Source organism: Neisseria sp., from assembly GCF_041804105.1.
Lineage (GTDB): Bacteria > Pseudomonadota > Gammaproteobacteria > Burkholderiales > Neisseriaceae > Neisseria.
This window is the reverse complement of record NZ_JBHCJY010000129.1, coordinates 1-15,554: the sequence shown is the minus strand read 5'-3', so window position 1 is coordinate 15,554 and position 15,554 is coordinate 1. Positions and strand designations below refer to the sequence as shown.

Annotated in this window: 14 protein-coding genes; 6 read left to right on the top strand and 8 right to left on the bottom strand. The window is 49.5% G+C overall.

The genetic code is table 11. From position 1 onward, the window contains the following. The first annotated feature begins 54 nt into the window (after positions 1-54). Together ACEYDX_RS10970 and ACEYDX_RS10965 are read left to right on the top strand one after the other, a co-directional pair. Positions 55-432 carry an Mth938-like domain-containing protein gene (locus ACEYDX_RS10970; protein ID WP_373742052.1) on the top strand — a complete coding sequence of 126 codons (378 nt, stop codon included), beginning with the start codon at positions 55-57 and terminating at the stop codon, positions 430-432. A gap of 206 nt (positions 433-638) precedes the next feature. After that, positions 639-1,841: a PIN domain-containing protein gene (locus ACEYDX_RS10965; protein ID WP_373742051.1), complete on the top strand. Its 1,203-nt coding sequence runs from the start codon at positions 639-641 to the stop codon at positions 1,839-1,841. Between the two features lie 60 nt (positions 1,842-1,901). On the opposite strand, the gene ACEYDX_RS10960 is transcribed toward ACEYDX_RS10965, so the two are convergent. Beyond that, complete coding sequence (locus tag ACEYDX_RS10960) at positions 1,902-3,020, bottom strand: S-(hydroxymethyl)glutathione dehydrogenase/class III alcohol dehydrogenase (protein WP_373742050.1); 1,119 nt, start codon at positions 3,018-3,020, stop codon at positions 1,902-1,904. A gap of 213 nt (positions 3,021-3,233) precedes the next feature. Between ACEYDX_RS10960 and mpl the strand changes: the two genes are divergently transcribed. After that, positions 3,234-4,610, top strand: coding sequence for a UDP-N-acetylmuramate:L-alanyl-gamma-D-glutamyl-meso-diaminopimelate ligase (gene mpl, locus ACEYDX_RS10955; protein WP_373742049.1), 1,377 nt, complete (start codon positions 3,234-3,236; stop codon positions 4,608-4,610). A gap of 203 nt (positions 4,611-4,813) precedes the next feature. Here mpl and ACEYDX_RS10950 read toward each other — a convergent pair whose 3' ends face one another. Next, complete coding sequence (locus tag ACEYDX_RS10950) at positions 4,814-7,066, bottom strand: LysM peptidoglycan-binding domain-containing protein (RefSeq protein ID WP_373742048.1); 2,253 nt, start codon at positions 7,064-7,066, stop codon at positions 4,814-4,816. A 209-nt stretch (positions 7,067-7,275) separates the two neighbouring features. Between ACEYDX_RS10950 and ACEYDX_RS10945 the strand changes: the two genes are divergently transcribed. From ACEYDX_RS10945 to efp, 3 genes are all read left to right on the top strand, one after another. After that, on the top strand, positions 7,276-7,983 hold the full coding sequence (locus ACEYDX_RS10945; protein ID WP_373742068.1) for a class I SAM-dependent methyltransferase: 708 nt from the start codon (positions 7,276-7,278) through the stop codon (positions 7,981-7,983). 226 nt (positions 7,984-8,209) lie between these two features. Next, positions 8,210-9,367, top strand: coding sequence for an elongation factor P maturation arginine rhamnosyltransferase EarP (gene earP / locus ACEYDX_RS10940; RefSeq protein ID WP_373742067.1), 1,158 nt, complete (start codon positions 8,210-8,212; stop codon positions 9,365-9,367). A gap of 36 nt (positions 9,368-9,403) precedes the next feature. Beyond that, positions 9,404-9,964 carry an elongation factor P gene (gene efp / locus ACEYDX_RS10935; protein WP_373742047.1) on the top strand — a complete coding sequence of 187 codons (561 nt, stop codon included), beginning with the start codon at positions 9,404-9,406 and terminating at the stop codon, positions 9,962-9,964. Between the two features lie 111 nt (positions 9,965-10,075). Here the strand turns inward: efp and ACEYDX_RS10930 are convergent, their stop codons facing one another. The 6 genes from ACEYDX_RS10930 to ACEYDX_RS10905 all read right to left on the bottom strand — a co-directional run. Beyond that, a complete protein-coding gene (locus ACEYDX_RS10930; protein ID WP_373742046.1) occupies positions 10,076-11,374 on the bottom strand; it encodes a CAP domain-containing protein in 1,299 nt (432 codons plus the stop codon). 321 nt (positions 11,375-11,695) lie between these two features. Continuing rightward, positions 11,696-11,935: a hypothetical protein gene (locus ACEYDX_RS10925; RefSeq protein WP_373742045.1), complete on the bottom strand. Its 240-nt coding sequence runs from the start codon at positions 11,933-11,935 to the stop codon at positions 11,696-11,698. 77 nt (positions 11,936-12,012) lie between these two features. Beyond that, complete coding sequence (locus tag ACEYDX_RS10920; RefSeq protein WP_373742044.1) at positions 12,013-12,150, bottom strand: hypothetical protein; 138 nt, start codon at positions 12,148-12,150, stop codon at positions 12,013-12,015. Positions 12,151-13,268: 1,118 nt separating this feature from the next. Continuing rightward, positions 13,269-14,186: a response regulator gene (locus ACEYDX_RS10915; protein ID WP_373742043.1), complete on the bottom strand. Its 918-nt coding sequence runs from the start codon at positions 14,184-14,186 to the stop codon at positions 13,269-13,271. Beyond that, positions 14,179-14,997 (bottom strand): ATP-binding protein, encoded by an 819-nt coding sequence (locus ACEYDX_RS10910; RefSeq protein ID WP_373742042.1) that lies wholly within the window; start codon positions 14,995-14,997, stop codon positions 14,179-14,181. The genes ACEYDX_RS10915 and ACEYDX_RS10910 overlap by 8 nt, the downstream gene beginning before the upstream one ends. A 16-nt stretch (positions 14,998-15,013) precedes the next feature. Beyond that, positions 15,014-15,554 (bottom strand): ATP-binding cassette domain-containing protein (locus tag ACEYDX_RS10905; RefSeq protein WP_373742041.1); only part of this gene is annotated, 541 nt, incomplete at its 5' end.

Here is a 15,554-nt window from a genome sequence, read left to right as displayed (position 1 = left end):
GAAACCGCCTGATTTGGCATCCGTTTTTTCAGCCCCCGTGCGGCAGGACGCATCATGAAAATCGAAGAAACCACCGTTGAAAACGCCGTTACCGTTACCGCATACGGCAGCGGCAAAATAGAGGCCGGCGGAGAAACCTATACGGAAGCCGTCATTCTGTGCGGCAGCCACGCCGAGGCATTCGGCGGCAAAAGGCTGTCTGAATTGGGGGCGGAAGATTTTTTTCAGACGGCCAGCAAACTCGGCGAACCCCTGCCCGAAATCATCATCGTCGGCACGGGGGAAAAGCAGCTTTTCCTGCATCCGAAAACCGTAGCCGCATTGGCGGAACGCGGCATCGGCCTCGAATCCATGTCCACCCCGGCTGCCTGCCGCACGCTGATTCTGCTGCAAAGCGAAGGACGCAGAGTCTGGGCATGGCTGTGGGCCTGAGCGGTTTTCAGATGGCGTGTCCCGGCCGCGGCAGCCGAAAGCAGGGCGGAGTATGCCGGTTATCAAGAAAATGAATGTGATGATGGATTCTCAAGGCCGTCTGAAAAAAGCAAATTTCAGACGGCCTTTTTATGCTTTTTGTTTATTGTTTCAATCGTCATGATATATACTTGGCGACAATTGCAAAATAAAATAAAAGGGATAACGTGAAACATATTTTGATTGATTTTGAAAACGTGCGGCCTGAACCCGCTCAGTTGGCAGGTTTGGACGATGATTGCCATATCTGGTTGTTTTTAGGGAAATTGCAGCAGAAAACGCTGTCGCTGGAGCTTTGCGAAGCATTGTGCCGTTTCGGAAAAAACGTGCATTTCGTGCGCGTGGCGAAAACGGGTAAAAACGCCTTGGATTTTTATCTGGCCTATTATCTCGGGCGGATTACCGAGCAGGACAAGAATGCATTGGTGTTTATCTTGTCGCGCGACGGCGGTTATGATGTGCTGGTTGAGCATTTGGAAGACAACAGTTTGTGCGGGGGCGTGGTGCGTTCGGGAGCGTTGACTGTACCGTCGGAGGTTTTGCAGATTGGTGCGGAACGGGTTGTGCAGAATACGGGGCCGTCTGAAAATCCGGTTTTGATTTCCGGCGATAAAAACGAAATCCCGCTTTATAAAAGCCCGTCTTTTCTTCATGCGTGTACACGCAAGGCATTGGAATTTCTACGGAAACCGCAGCCGTTTATGCCGAAAGTCCGAACCAATCTGGAATTGCGTCTTGCCCATCATGCTTTAAAAGAAGATTTGCAAGGCTTGACTGATTCGGAACGGCGGTGTGCCGCAGCGCTGATCGTGGATAAATTATTGGCCAAAGGATTTCTTGAAATCAATCTGTCAGACGGATTTTTGATTTACCGTTTGGATACCGAAAACATGTTGGAATGCGTTATCCGGCATTTGGAAAAGTCGAAACCGAAAAAGGTGGAAGCAGCGAAAAAGGTGCTGAAAGTTAAGGCCGACAGCCTGTTTCTGGATACGGAAAACGATGATTTGGATAAAATTATCGAATATTGTGCCAAGCAAAAACGTTTGCGTGTCAATGGTGATACAGTCGAATATCCGCCCTTCGCGCCCATGCCGAAGCCCGTACAAACGGCTGTTGAACAAACCGAACGGAAAAAGCCTGCGGATGTGCCTGCTGTTGGTAAGGAAGTCGAGATGGAGATTGTGAACAAGGCGAAGAAGTTTTTTGCCAAAAGTACGAAAAACAAACCGGGCAGCAAAAAAGCGTTGGCCAATTCGTTTAAAGCAGCTTTGAAATTGGATGACAAGCAGATTGAAAAGCTCATCGGCGTGTTGGCTGCGCAGAAAATGTTTACCGTGCAGGATACAGGTAAAATTGTTTACAAATGAATAAAGGCCGTCTGAAAAAAGTTTTCAGACGGCCTTTTCAGGTTTTCGGCAACCGATGAATCAATAATGAATCACGCTGCGGATGGATTTGCCTTCGTGCATCAAGTCGAACGCGGTGTTGATTTCTTCCAGCGGCATGGTGTGGGTGATGAAGTCGCTGAGCGCGAATTCACCGCGCATGTATTGGTCGATGATGCCGGGCAGCTCGCTGCGGCCTTTCACGCCGCCGAAGGCGGAACCGCGCCACACGCGGCCGGTAACGAGCTGGAACGGACGGGTGGAAATCTCCGCACCTGCGGGTGCCACGCCGATGATGACGCTTTCGCCCCAGCCTTTGTGGCAGCATTCGAGCGCGGCACGCATGACTTCCACGTTGCCGATACATTCAAACGAATAATCCACGCCGCCGTCGGTCATTTCGATGATGACTTCCTGAACCGGTTTGTCGAAATCTTTCGGGTTCACGAAATCGGTTGCGCCGAGTTTTTCCGCCAGCGCGAATTTGGACGGATTGGTGTCGATACCGATAATTCGGCTTGCGCCCGACATACGCGCGCCAATCACGGCGGCCAGGCCGATGCCGCCCAAGCCGAAAATGGCCACGGTGTCGCCGCGCTTCACTTTGGCCGTGTTCATGACCGCGCCCATGCCGGTGGTTACGCCGCAACCGAGCAGGCACACTTCTTTCAAATCGGCTTCCGGCTGGATTTTCGCCAGCGATACTTCGGCGACGACGGTGTATTCCGAGAAGGTGGAGCAGCCCATATAGTGGTAAACCGGCCGGCCGTCTTTGAAGAAGCGCACGGTACCGTCGGGCATCAGGCCTTTGCCCTGCGTGGCGCGGACAGACGAACACAGGTTGGTTTTGCCGGATTTGCACATTTTGCATTGGCCGCATTCGGCGGTGTAGAGCGGAATGACATGGTCGCCGACTTGGAAGTCGGTTACGCCTTCGCCCACGGCTTCGACAATGCCCGCGCCTTCGTGCCCCAATACGCAGGGAAACACGCCTTCGGAATCCTGCCCGCTCAGGGTATAGGCATCGGTGTGGCATACGCCTGTGGCGACGATTCGCACCAATACTTCGCCCTTCTGCGGCGGCATCAAATCCAGCTCTTCGATTTTCAGGGGTTGGTTGGGCGCCCAGGCAACGGCGGCGCGGGTTTTAATGAATTCCATGATGTTCTCTCTGGCAATATGAGATTGTGTTGTAAGGTGATTATACCGATATTTTCAGACGGCCCTGATTAAAAAACGATCTTTGGGGGTGGTTTTCAGCCTTCGTTCGGACAAAATCTGTACTGAATAGACTGAACAGAAAAACAAAGAAATCCGCCTGAAACAACGGTTTTGCTATAATGCCGCTTTTATCCGATTTTAAAGAATTTAACCATGAAACACATCCACATTATCGGCATCGGCGGCACGTTTATGGGCGGCGTGGCGGCCATCGCCAAAGAAGCGGGGTTCAAAGTCAGCGGTTGCGACGCGAAAATGTATCCGCCGATGAGCACCCAGCTCGAAGCCTTGGGCATCGACGTTCACGAAGGTTTCGATGCGGCGCAGCTTGATGAATTCCAAGCCGATGTTTACGTGATCGGTAATGTGGCCAAACGCGGCATGGATGTGGTGGAGGCGGTGCTGAACCGCGGCCTGCCGTATATTTCCGGCCCGCAATGGCTGGCGGAAAACGTGCTGCACGGCCGTTGGGTGTTGGGCGTGGCGGGTACGCACGGCAAAACCACCACCGCTTCCATGCTGGCTTGGGTGCTGGAATACGCCGGGCTTGCGCCGGGCTTTTTGATTGGCGGCGTGCCGCAGAATTTCAGCGTATCCGCGCGTCTGCCGCAAACGCCGAAGCTCGACCCGAACAGCCAATCGCCGTTTTTCGTGATTGAGGCCGACGAATACGACACCGCGTTTTTCGACAAACGCAGCAAATTCGTGCATTACCGTCCGCGCACCGCGATTTTGAACAATCTGGAATTCGACCACGCCGACATTTTCCCTGACTTGGCCGCTATTCAAACCCAGTTCCACCACCTCGTGCGCACCGTGCCTTCAGACGGCCTGATTGTCGCCAACGGCCGTGAAGAAGCCCTACATGAAACCATAGACAAAGGCTGCTGGACACCTGTCGAATGGTTCGGTAACCAAGCTGGCTGGCAAATCGGCGAAGCTGATGAAAACGGCAGTTTCGACGTGTTTTTCAAAGGCGCAAAAGCCGGCCGCGTGGAATGGGATTTGCTCGGCGAGCACAACCGCCTGAACGCGCTGGCCGTAATTGCCGCCGCGCGTCATGCCGGTGTGGACGTTCAGACGGCCTGCGAAGCCCTTGGCAAATTCCAAAACGTGAAGCGGCGCATGGAAATCAAAGGCATAGTTAACGGCGTAACTGTTTACGACGACTTCGCTCACCATCCGACCGCCATCGCCACCACCGTGGCCGGTTTGCGCCAAAAAGCCGGTAGCGCGCGCATTTTGGCTGTATTGGAACCGCGTTCCAACACCATGAAGCTCGGCACGATGGCCGCTGCGTTGCCCGAGAGCCTGAAAGAAGCCGATTGGGTGTTCTGCTACGCCGGCGGCGTGGATTGGGACGTGGCCGCCGCACTCGCGCCGTTGGGTGAGAAGCTGTACGTAGGCAAAGATTTTGACGCGTTTGTCGCCGAAATCGTGCAAAACACCCAAGCAGGCGATCAGATTTTGGTAATGAGCAACGGCGGTTTCGGCGGCATTCATGAAAAGCTGTTGGAAAAATTAAAGTAACCAAGCAATTCGATTAAAGGCCGTCTGAAAAGTTTTTCAGACGGCCTTTGTATAAAGAGTTTATGAAGAACAAGGTTACTCATAAGATGATTCATACTTGTTCTGGCATGATGGTACCAGGTACCAGCTTGATAAGACACTATCTAAACACAATAAAATAAAAAAGCATCTGGTTTGCAGATGCTTTTTTATCATACAAAACATTAGCTGCCTTGTAGTTTCAAACGTTGACCGGGCGTAACCGCACGGGTATTTTTATTCCAACGGCGGATATCGTTGACATCGACATTGAAACGGCTGGCAATGGTATTCAACGTATCGCCTTGACGAACAGTATAGGCTACGTTACGGATACTGGGTTGTTGACGCTTGGTTTTGGCCGATACGTTCAACAATTGGCCTTTACGGATATTATTGCCTTTGATATTGTTTGTGGTAATCAAATCGGCAACGCTCATGTTGTAACGTTGAGAGATGCTGAACAGTGTATCGCCGTTGCCTACACGGTGCGTACCAGCAGATGCAGTTTGTACGGCAGCTTTGCTGCGTGCCAAACGGCTTGCAACACGCTGTTGGTATTTTGCACGGTTTTGGGCAATACGGATTGAACGGGCTTTCTTGGCTGTTGCGACCTGTTTGACCGACTCGGTTTCTATCGCTGTTGCATTACTGTTCAGACGGCCTTCTGATGTGGAGGATTGAGCCAACGCCATCAATTCGTCTTTGCCATGATCTGTTGCGGCAATATTAGAGTCAGATAATAAAGGCTGGACCGAAGCGATTTGTTTCTCTGCTTTGCTAATCGGCGCATAAGCAGACGCATTTGCTGCAATAGTTTCAGTTTCTGCAACTTTTTCTGTTGTGGTATTGGCAGTTTGCTCAGGTTGTTTATTAAGCTGGCTGACCAAGGCCATAATGTCCGAAGTTTCCGCTTGGGGTTTGGCTGTTTCTACCTGAGCTATTGTAATTGCCGTATTCTGAGCAGGCTTGAAATCTGCTTTGGCTGCTGTTGTGAGGGCAGGAGATGCTTGGTTTGAAGAAAATTGGACATCGACTGTTTTGGCAGGTGCCGGAACAGTTTGTTGTGCCTGTTTGGTTTCTGCGGGTTTTGCAGATGCCAAAATTACATCACGTTCAGAAGTGATACGGACGAAATTCAGATTTTCCGGTTTGGATTCTTGCGCCGTAGTTTTTTCAATCGGTTTTACTGAAGCCAAGGAAGCAGAATCTTTTTCACTAACTGTATCGGTAATGGTATTCGAACGGTAAGTAACGGGGAGGTTGTTTGTGTTTAGTGCTGCAAGAGTAACATTTTCCTCGATACGAACATCGTTGTTCGAAGCAGTTAAATTGCCTTTATCTGCAACGAAGGTATTGCCGCTGAATCCGCTGTTGAAGCGTTTGAGTTCGGCAATACTCATGCCGGTTTCGGCGGCAATCGTGTTGAGTGCTTTGGTGCTGCTGGAATTGTAAACATTCCAAGAAAGCAGATTTTCCGGTTTTTCATTGCGATAGTTACGCTCGAAAGTAGATACGGCATCTGCGGGCAACAACAGTTTACGGTTAGCCTTGGGAATGAACACGGGTGCATTGAAAGCAGGATTTAATGCCAAAAATTCGCTTTCGCTGATATTGGCCAAACGTATGATGGCGTTCGTATCAAGTGGTTTATCGACTTGAACGGTTTTGAAGTACGGCTTGTTATTGATTTCACTCAAATTCATGCCGTAAGTTTGCGGATTGTTAACGATGTTGCGCACCGCAAGCAGTTTGGGGACGTAATTACGGGTTTCCTGCGGCATACGCAGGTTTTCGTAAGTCGGCTCCAAGCCTTGTGCGCGGGCACGGTTGATGGCGCGGCTTACATTGCCTTCGCCCCAGTTATATGCGGCAAGTGCAAGCGACCAGTCGCCGAACATGCCATGGAGTTTTTGCAGATAATTGAGTGCGGCATCCGTGGCGGCGTATACGTCGTGACGACCGTCATATAAGGCGGTACGTTCCAAACCGAAATGGCGGCCTGTTGCAGGCATGAACTGCCATAAACCGGATGCGCCGACATGGGATTTTGCTTTGGTAACGAATGCACTTTCGATGAAGGGGAGCAGGGCGATTTCTGCGGGCATATTGCGTTTTTTGACTTCGTTCGCAATATGGTACATATAAGGACGGCTTCGGTTGATGGTACGGTCGAAGTAGGCACGGTTGGCTGAGAACTTGTTTTCGTGACGGCGCACCAGTTCGGAGTTGACTTCCGTGATGCGGAAGTTTTTTCTCAGAGACGGCCACAGGCTGCCTCCGGCAAACGATTTGCTTTGCGCCTGATCGATGAGTGAGGAGTTGAGACGCATCATGGCCATGCCGACTTGGTTTGAAGATGCAGCATGGCTGTGTACCGCACCGGTCAGTGCGGATAAGCCCGAAATGGTTAATGTAAGTGTTTTGAGTTTAGCCATAGTTTCTATTTATTCGAGTAAATTTAAGTCGCAGCAATGTTAATATGTGCGGATGATGCCGTCAAGGCGTTATCTGTATGATTTACTGTTAATCTTTCTGAAATTTGATTTCTTTTGTGATAGTGTGAAATGGAAAAATTGTTTGACTGGTGGAAATTGACCAGTATTATGCTTGGATTTTGAAATGTGTTTGACCGATATGGAAAATGATGGATAGAAATGCCGACGGCTGGTTCTGCGATACCGTGGCAGGGCGGTATGTTGCTAAATTGGAACAGCAATTTTATGCGGACAGTATCCGAAATATTCACGCGACAACGGCTGTTCAGGCCGGAATGCCTTTATGGTTGAGGCCGTCTGAAACAATCATCACGGTGGGTCGGGACGTACTGATGGCGGTTGATTCTGCTGCGTGGGCAGAGCAGTCGCTTGACCTTCTTTTGATGCCGCACGCGCACGAATACTGCGGTCAGCCGTTGCGTGCATTGGAAGAAGCGGCTCGGGTGTTGAAACCGGGTGGGAGATTGGTGGTAACAGGGTTCAATCCCGATTCGCTGTGGCGTTTTTCTTCGTGGTTCGACGGTAAACGCCTGCCGTTGCGGGCGCATTGCATGAAATTGTCTGAATTCAAGCAAAGGTTGTCGGATTTGGGTTTTGCCGTGGAAACGGGTCGGTTTATGGCGTATGTGCCGCCGGTGGACAGCGGCCGTGCTTTGGATTTCTGGCGTTTTTTGGATAAGGCGGGAGACCGTTGGTGGCCGCACGGAGCGGCGGTATACGGCTTGGTTTTGGTCAAACAGGTGGCCGGACTGACACCTTTAGAAGGGTTGGAAACGCTGTTGGACAACGGTAAGGAAATCTCGTTCGGAATGGCAAAAGCCGACGTGCGGGGATGTTGTTGTCGGGACGGTGGATAGGACTTTGCAGATTTTCAGTAATACTGCGGTACCTGTTTTCAGACGGCCTTGTCTTTGTTTCTAAATGGATTTGTTTGTATATATCAAAATATTGGCTATGGATTCTTGCTTCCACAGGAATGACTCTTTTTATCAATCACTTTATCTGGCTAATCCGGCTAAACCTTGTCGGTTGGTTTTCAGTCAAAATTCCCTCTGATTCTGAAAAATCTTCAAAATGACCATGATGCCGTCTGAAACTCCGCTTTCTAAAACCTGCTGGCTGTTCTGTTCCGTTATCGACAATTTCGGCGACATCGGTGTGAGCTGGCGTCTGGCTTCCATGCTGTCAGTCGAACTTGGCTGGCGTGTATGTTTGTGGGCAGATGATGTGTCCGCGCTGCGAATGCTTTGTCCTGACTTGCCCCCCGTGCCGTGCGATTATCGGAACATCCACATCAATGTTTGGCATCCGCATTTTTCAGACGGCCTTGACGGAGTGCCGCGCCCGGATGTTCTGATTGAAACATTCGGCTGCGATTTGCCGCCTGATGTGCTGGAGATTGCCCGCCTTAAGAAACCTGTATGGCTCAATTGGGAGTACCTGAGTGCGGAAGAGGGGCATGAACGGCTGCACGGTTTGCCGTCGCCGCAGGCGGGCGGAGTGGAAAAATATTTTTGGTTTATGGGTTTTACCGACAAAAGCGGCGGCCTGCTGTGTGAGAAGGACTACCATCGGCAAGCGTTTTTTGATGAGGCGGCATTTAGAGGCCGTCTGAAATTGCCGCCGAAGACCGCACAGGAATGGCTGTTGTTCGGTTACGAAGGTTCTGCATGGATACGTTGGCTGGAAATGTGGCGGCAGGCAGGGGAGCCGGTTACGCTGCTGTTGGCCGGCGGAAAAGTGCTGAAAAGTTTGGAGGATGCGGGCGCGGTGCCGCGGAACGCACTTAAGAATGACGGCGATATTTTTCAGACGGCATCCGTGCGCCTGATTAAAATCCCGTTTGTGGCGCAAACCGAATTTGACCGTCTGCTTCATCTTTCAGACGGCCTGATTGTGCGCGGAGAAGACAGTTTCGTGCGTGCGCAATTGTCGGGCAAGCCGTTTCTTTGGCACATTTATCCGCAGGAAGAAAACGTGCATCTCGAAAAGTTGGACGCTTTCTGGCAACGCTGCCGTCCGTTTTATTCTCCGGATATATTTGATTCCTTACAGATTTTGTCGAACGATTTGAACGGCGGACAGCAGGTTTCCCCGCAAACGCTGCTTCATTCGTGGCGGCATCTTCAAGGCCGTCTGAATATTTGGCAGGCGGGTGCGGCGGCGTGGTCGGAAATGCTGGCAAGACAGGAAAGCGCGGTGGAAAAACTAGCCAAGTTTCTGCAACCTAAGCTAAAATAACGCGTTTTTTATTGACAACCGATTGGAATCCAAAGCATGAAAACCGCACAAGAACTGCGCGCAGGCAACGTATTTATGGTGGGCAACGACCCGATGGTGGTTCAGAAAACCGAATACATCAAAGGCGGCCGCTCATCTGCCAAAGTGAGCATGAAGCTGAAAAACCTGCTTACCGGCGCAGCCAGCGAAACCATTTATAAAGCCGACGACAAATTCGACGTTGTGATTCTGGCGCGCAAAAACTGTACTTACAGCTATTTCGCCGACCCCATGTATGTGTTTATGGACGAAGAGTTCAACCAATACGAAATCGAAGCCGAAAACATCGGCGATGCGCTGAAATTCATCGTCGACGGCATGGAAGACGTTTGCGAGGTAACCTTCTACGAAGGCAACCCGATTTCCGTGGAACTGCCCACCATCATCGTGCGCGAAGTGGAATACACCGAGCCTGCGGTTAAAGGCGACACTTCGGGCAAAGTGATGAAAACCGCCCGTTTGGTCGGCGGCACCGAAATCCAAGTGATGGCATACATCGAAAACGGCGACAAGGTCGAAATCGACACCCGTACCGGCGAATTCCGCAAACGCGCGTAAAAACCGTTGGTTTGAAAACCGAAGGCCGTCTGAAAAAATTCAGACGGCCTTCGGTTATTTTGGGCAATAAAGCCTGAAACCGTCTATCAGCCCAATAACATAGCCGGTGCACTACCGTATATAAATTTCCACGCCGCCGTTTAAATTGTTTTTGGATGCGATGGAAACCCTGCCGCCTTTTTCTCCCGTCAGGCTGAATACCAAGCCGCCGCTAGTGCGTTTGTGTACTTTCAAGCGTGCGCCGCCTTTTTCGACATAGCGGAAGTTGGCGCATTCTTCGGCGCACCAGTCGTCTTTCCAATGAAGGAAATAACGCCGCTCAGCTTTGACCGAGAGCTTTTCGCCGCCGTTAACAATAAAATACGGCCAAACGGGTTTCTGCGTGCGGAACGTCCAATCCACGGTTTGTTCCCTGCCGCCGCTTTTGTAGCGGAAAACGGCGCGGTATGCGGTATCGTAGGCCAGCGGTTTGAGCGGAAACAGCGCAAACTGCCTGCCGGTCAGTTTGCGGTTCGGGTCGGTTTTCGCGCTCAACACGCGCACGGGTTTGACTTCTTTGCCGCCTTGGTAAAGTTTGAACGACAGCATTTCGATTTTCGCCTTGCCGTTATGAAAATCGATGCTGGCCGGATTGCCCGCGATACGGATGTCGGGCAGCGGGTTGGGCGTTTCGTTTTGAAATTCGGGGATGGCGCTGCGGCCGACGGGAAAAACGGTATAGGCAGGTGCGGTTCCCGCCGGATATTCGTCGGTATAAACCACCGCGCCGTTGTTGCACGATTCGGTGTAATAACTGCGGCCGGGCTGCACCGCTTTGTGGTTCAGACGGCATAATCCGTTGTGCAGGCCGCTGGCCTGTTCGATCACGAATGCGCGGTTGCGCCCAGATGCGTGCGATGCGGCTCCTGCTTCGTCGGAATAGGGGTCGAGAAGGGAAAAGCGGTGGTAGATGGCGCTCATCAGATTGTCTATCTGCATCCGCGCCCCGAGTGCGGAAAAATCGGCGATACGGCCGTTTTCATCGTCGGAAAGCGTTTCCGTGGTCAGATTTTCTTCGACGCTGCGCGACAGATAGCCTGCTTTGGCCGCGCGGGTATTCGGGTCGGCACCGCTGAACAGCGGATCGGCGGTTTTCCTTTGGCCGTGCTGCTCTTCGGGATAGGCCGCAAGATAGCGCGCATGGGAGCGTGCGGCGGTTTCAAGTACCGGCGAATGTTTGAACGGCTTCAATCCCGCTTCGCTGCGAAGGCGGTTGAGATAGTCGAAACCCGAAATACCGCCCGCATCCGAGCGCGCGTCCCGAGCCTGTATCAGGCTTTTTTGCAGCCCGCGGCGTTCGCTTTTCTGCTGTTCGGAAAACAGCCAATAAATCGCGACAATAGCCGCCAGCCAGATAAACAGAGATTTCATGGTTTGCAGATTGAATTGATATGGTTTTCAGACGGCATATGTTTTTATCGGGCGCATTTGAACACAATCGGGCGGAAATTGCCATCTTCCGTGTTCCTGTTGTACCGGAAAAAGCAGGCCGTCTGAAACGGGTACGGCAGGGCGGTAATCCCACCGCTTCGGAATGTTTCTGCATAGTGGGTTGATGAACAAAAAATCCTTTTAATAGCAGTATCCTACGGCAACAGGCCGTCTGAAAACATTTTCAGACGGCCTGTTTGGATGATTGTCGGCAGGTGCAGGTACAGGATGAATTGGGCAGTTTCAGGCAGAGCGCCATAATTAACGGCAGGTGCGCGGGCTGACGGTGGTGAACTCCTGACCGTTCGGGCTGTACACGCGTGCGGTTACGCCTTTGCCGGCATGGATTCTGCATACTGCGTCCAGCGTGGCGTCCAGTTCGTATTCGCGCACGGGCAGGCGGGCGCCGCGGGAGACTTGGCGGCCGTCGCGCTCGAACACTTTCACTTCGTAAGTGCCTTGCGGGTAGTCGCTGCCCTGTTCCGGCGAACCGGCGGACATACAGGCGGCAAGGGGCAGCAGGCAAGCAAGGCGGATAATTTTTTCATGGCGTTTCCTTAAACAAACCGTTTGGCGGTTCAGTGGTTGAAAACATTATTGTCGCACAAAAGGCCGTCTGAAAGCAGGTTTTCAGACGGCCTTTTGCGGGGATAGATGTGGGGGAACGGATTGGCAGACGCAGGTTGAATCAGGTCGCTTTCAGGCCGTAACGCCAACAGCCGCTGCCGTTTCGGAATGCTGACGAGGTCTGGATTCCCGCCTACGCGGGAATGACGGGATTAAGGCACTGCGGATGGCAAGGCCGTCTGAAACGGGGGGGGGGAAGCCGCTGTTTCGGGGTGTTTCGGCATGATGGGTTGACACCCATTCTACGATGACAGGCCGTCTGAAAGATGTTTTAGCGAAACTCGCTACACTCGTTTTCAGACAGGCATTGATGATGGTGTGCGTTTTTTCGTAGGTACGGTTAGCCGCCTAAAGCGGCGTAACCGTACGAAAGCGTTTATCGAATCCTACCGACACGCCGTCTGAAAACCCGTTTCGGACGGCGTTACAGTTTCCCGTATGTATGCCGCTCCCTGTGTACGGTTACACCGCTTAGGCGGCTAACCGTACCTACGTCGGGCTATGCTTGGTGAAGCACCCGCAAACTAAAATGCCTGTCTGAAAATATTCAGGCAGGCATTGATGGTAGCGTGTGTTTTTTCGTAGGTTGGGTTGAAAACCCAACAAAACCGTTCGTCGTTCCGAAATGTTGGGTTACGGCCTTAAAGGCGGCCTAACCCAACCTACGCTTGCTACACCTGAATTGACAATCGTTGAATCGACGGTAGGGTGTGTGGCGCAGCCACGCACGCGGTTAGATGGGGCATACAGGCTACGCTTGCTAGGGCACACACCCTACGTCTGAAGTCGGCAAGTGTTGAACCGGCGGTAGGGTGTGTGGCGTAAGCCACGCACGCGGTAGGTGAGGCATACAGGCTACGCTTGCTGCACATATCACACGCCGTCTGAAAACCCGTTTCAGACGGCGTGTCGGTTTTCCGTATGTACCGCTGCCTGTGTACGGTTACGCCGCTTCAGGCGGCTAACCGTACCTACGTCGGGCTACGCTTGGTGAAATACCCGCAAACTAAAATGCCTGTCTGAAAATATTCAGGCAGGCATTGAAAGCGTTACGGATGGCAAGGCCGTCTGAAAATAGTTTTAGCGAAACCCGCCGCTACACTCGTTTTCAGACAGGCATTAGTGATGGCGTGTGTTTTTTCGTAGGTACGGTTAGCCGCCTGAAGCGGCGTAACCGTACGAAAGTGTTCAACCCAACCTATGCTTACTAATAAGGAACGTCTTTAATCTGTTCATCAATTAATTTCTTAAATGCATACTGTTTATCATCAGCTGTAATTAAATTTATTAATTCATTATTTGCAAAAAGCAATATTTTTCCAGCTTCTCTAGAAGTTCTTAAAGCCTCCAGTCGGACAGTCCCTGCAATACTATACGATGAAGCAATAATTCCTAATTCAGCTAATTGATTAGTTGAATCTAATTTTGCTTTGAATGAAACAAAATCACTTTTATTGACAGGAGAAGATGGTCTATTCTTCGCCTCTACAAGAATATACTTACCAAATTTTTCTAAAAATTTATCATTTATATCGTTGCGCAATATTAAATCGACTTCTGAAGTTGAGTCTGTGACACGTTTTTGAATAAAATGAAAACCTATTTGTCCAAAAAGATTTGTAAGAAATTCTTCAAATAGCATCCCTTTTTTTTGAGAATTTTCTTCGTTCTTAGCTCGTATATAAGCATTCATTAACATACGGCTATTCTCAGATAAACCTTCTTCCTGACGATTGAAAAAATTTTCTATAATTCCTTGGATTTTCGGAACCCAAATTTCCATGCTTTCTTTTTCCATAACTTGTAAGACATTTCCAGACAGAAAAATATCTTTCAGGCTATTAGTAAATTCAGGTAACCAAGCAGAAACTAAAATAACTTTTGCTAAGGGATTATTTTTAATAATTCGATGATAAAGATCAATTCCATTAAATTCATAATCATCCATACGTAAATCAATAATCGCAAGAGAGCAAAAGCGATCATTGATTGCGTTATTGATTTCAGATTCTGAATGTAAAGGTTCAAATTTATATCCAGAATTATACATCCGATCATTTAGCTGCCTAGCAAGTGCTTCAGCCTGTAATTTTTCATCATCTATAACTAAAATATGTTTATTCATCATCCAAACCTTTAAATGGTAGAGTGATTAAAAAGCGTTTTGAAAATTCAGGTTTATTTGATGCTATACATTGAATATTACCATGTAATAGTTCACAAATATATTGTGCGTGGTAAAGACCAATTCCACTACCGCCTGTGGTCGAATAACCGTATTCAAAAATCTTGTTAGTATCAATCTCTGAAATAGTGGAACCATTATCATAGATTGAGAAGAAAAGATTCTTTTCTTTTTGATCAATGTCAATTTTGAATAGAATATGGGCATCTATGGTATTTTTTAAGTTGTTACAGGCATTAATAATTAAATTTACAAAAATCTGCAAAAGGGAGTGAAAAGGATAATTTACATGGAGATCGATTTCCTGAAGCAATTGTTTATTAAAATGAACTTTGTTTTCAGCTAAAAGTTCCCTAGTAAGGGCTTCAGTTCCGCCAATTAATTTATTTACATTAAAAATACTATTTTTTCCATGAGGGATGAGTTTGGAAAAATTAGCCATTGTTTCACGAATTACATCCAATTGTGTCCTTAAACTAACTAGGTGTTCATCAGTAATTTCATTAGCTCGGTAGGTAGATAAAATTGCATCCATATTTTGGATACAATTCTTCATATCATGCCCTAGAAAATTTGATAAAGCAGCAATGTGAAGATTATGAGCATCATTAATAGCATCAATATTTTGTTTTAAAAGCTGAATATATTCTTGTTGCTGTTCCGAGGCTTGTTGTAAAGCTGTTAGATTCTTTTTTATCGCACGTTTTCCTTGGTTTTGACGTTTTGGTGGCATTGGAAATTTTGATTTCATGAAAATCCCTTGCTTTTTATTTATTAATTAATATATTTTTTAAATATTGCCCAGTATAACTCCCCTTAACCTTCATAACTTCTTCCGGACTCCCTTTCGCAATAATCTGGCCGCCACCGCTTCCACCTTCCGGCCCTAAGTCCATAATGTAATCTGCGGTCTTAATCACGTCAAGGTTATGTTCGATAATCACAATCGAGTTGCCTTTGCCTTTCAGACGGCCTATTACTTCTAACAACAAAGCAATATCGGCGAAGTGTAAACCTGTGGTGGGTTCGTCGAGAATATATAAGGTGCGGCCGGTGTCGCGTTTGGAGAGTTCGAGGGCGAGTTTGACGCGTTGGGCTTCGCCGCCGGAGAGGGTGGTGGCGGATTGGCCGAGGCGGATGTAGCCGAGGCCGACGTCCATGAGGGTTTGGAGTTTGCGGGAGACGGTGGGCACGGCGTCGAAGAATTGGCGGGCTTCTTCTACGGTCATATCCAGCACTTGGCTGATGTTTTTGCCTTTGTATTGCACCTCCAGCGTTTCGCGGTTGTAGCGTTTGCCGTGGCACACT

Bases quoted from the DNA above. Each gene is read 5' to 3' on its own strand.
- efp (WP_373742047.1), top strand. From the start codon at position 9,404: ATGAAAACCGCACAAGAACTGCGCGCAGGCAACGTATTTATGGTGGGC.
- earP (WP_373742067.1), top strand. From the start codon at position 8,210: ATGCCGTCTGAAACTCCGCTTTCTAAAACCTGCTGGCTGTTCTGTTCC.
- ACEYDX_RS10925 (WP_373742045.1), bottom strand. From the start codon at position 11,935: ATGTCCGCCGGTTCGCCGGAACAGGGCAGCGACTACCCGCAAGGCACT.
- ACEYDX_RS10970 (WP_373742052.1), top strand. From the start codon at position 55: ATGAAAATCGAAGAAACCACCGTTGAAAACGCCGTTACCGTTACCGCA.
- ACEYDX_RS10960 (WP_373742050.1), bottom strand. From the start codon at position 3,020: ATGGAATTCATTAAAACCCGCGCCGCCGTTGCCTGGGCGCCCAACCAA.
- ACEYDX_RS10945 (WP_373742068.1), top strand. From the start codon at position 7,276: ATGGATAGAAATGCCGACGGCTGGTTCTGCGATACCGTGGCAGGGCGG.
- ACEYDX_RS10910 (WP_373742042.1), bottom strand. From the start codon at position 14,997: ATGAAATCAAAATTTCCAATGCCACCAAAACGTCAAAACCAAGGAAAA.
- ACEYDX_RS10950 (WP_373742048.1), bottom strand. From the start codon at position 7,066: ATGGCTAAACTCAAAACACTTACATTAACCATTTCGGGCTTATCCGCA.
- ACEYDX_RS10915 (WP_373742043.1), bottom strand. From the start codon at position 14,186: ATGAATAAACATATTTTAGTTATAGATGATGAAAAATTACAGGCTGAA.
- mpl (WP_373742049.1), top strand. From the start codon at position 3,234: ATGAAACACATCCACATTATCGGCATCGGCGGCACGTTTATGGGCGGC.
- ACEYDX_RS10930 (WP_373742046.1), bottom strand. From the start codon at position 11,374: ATGAAATCTCTGTTTATCTGGCTGGCGGCTATTGTCGCGATTTATTGG.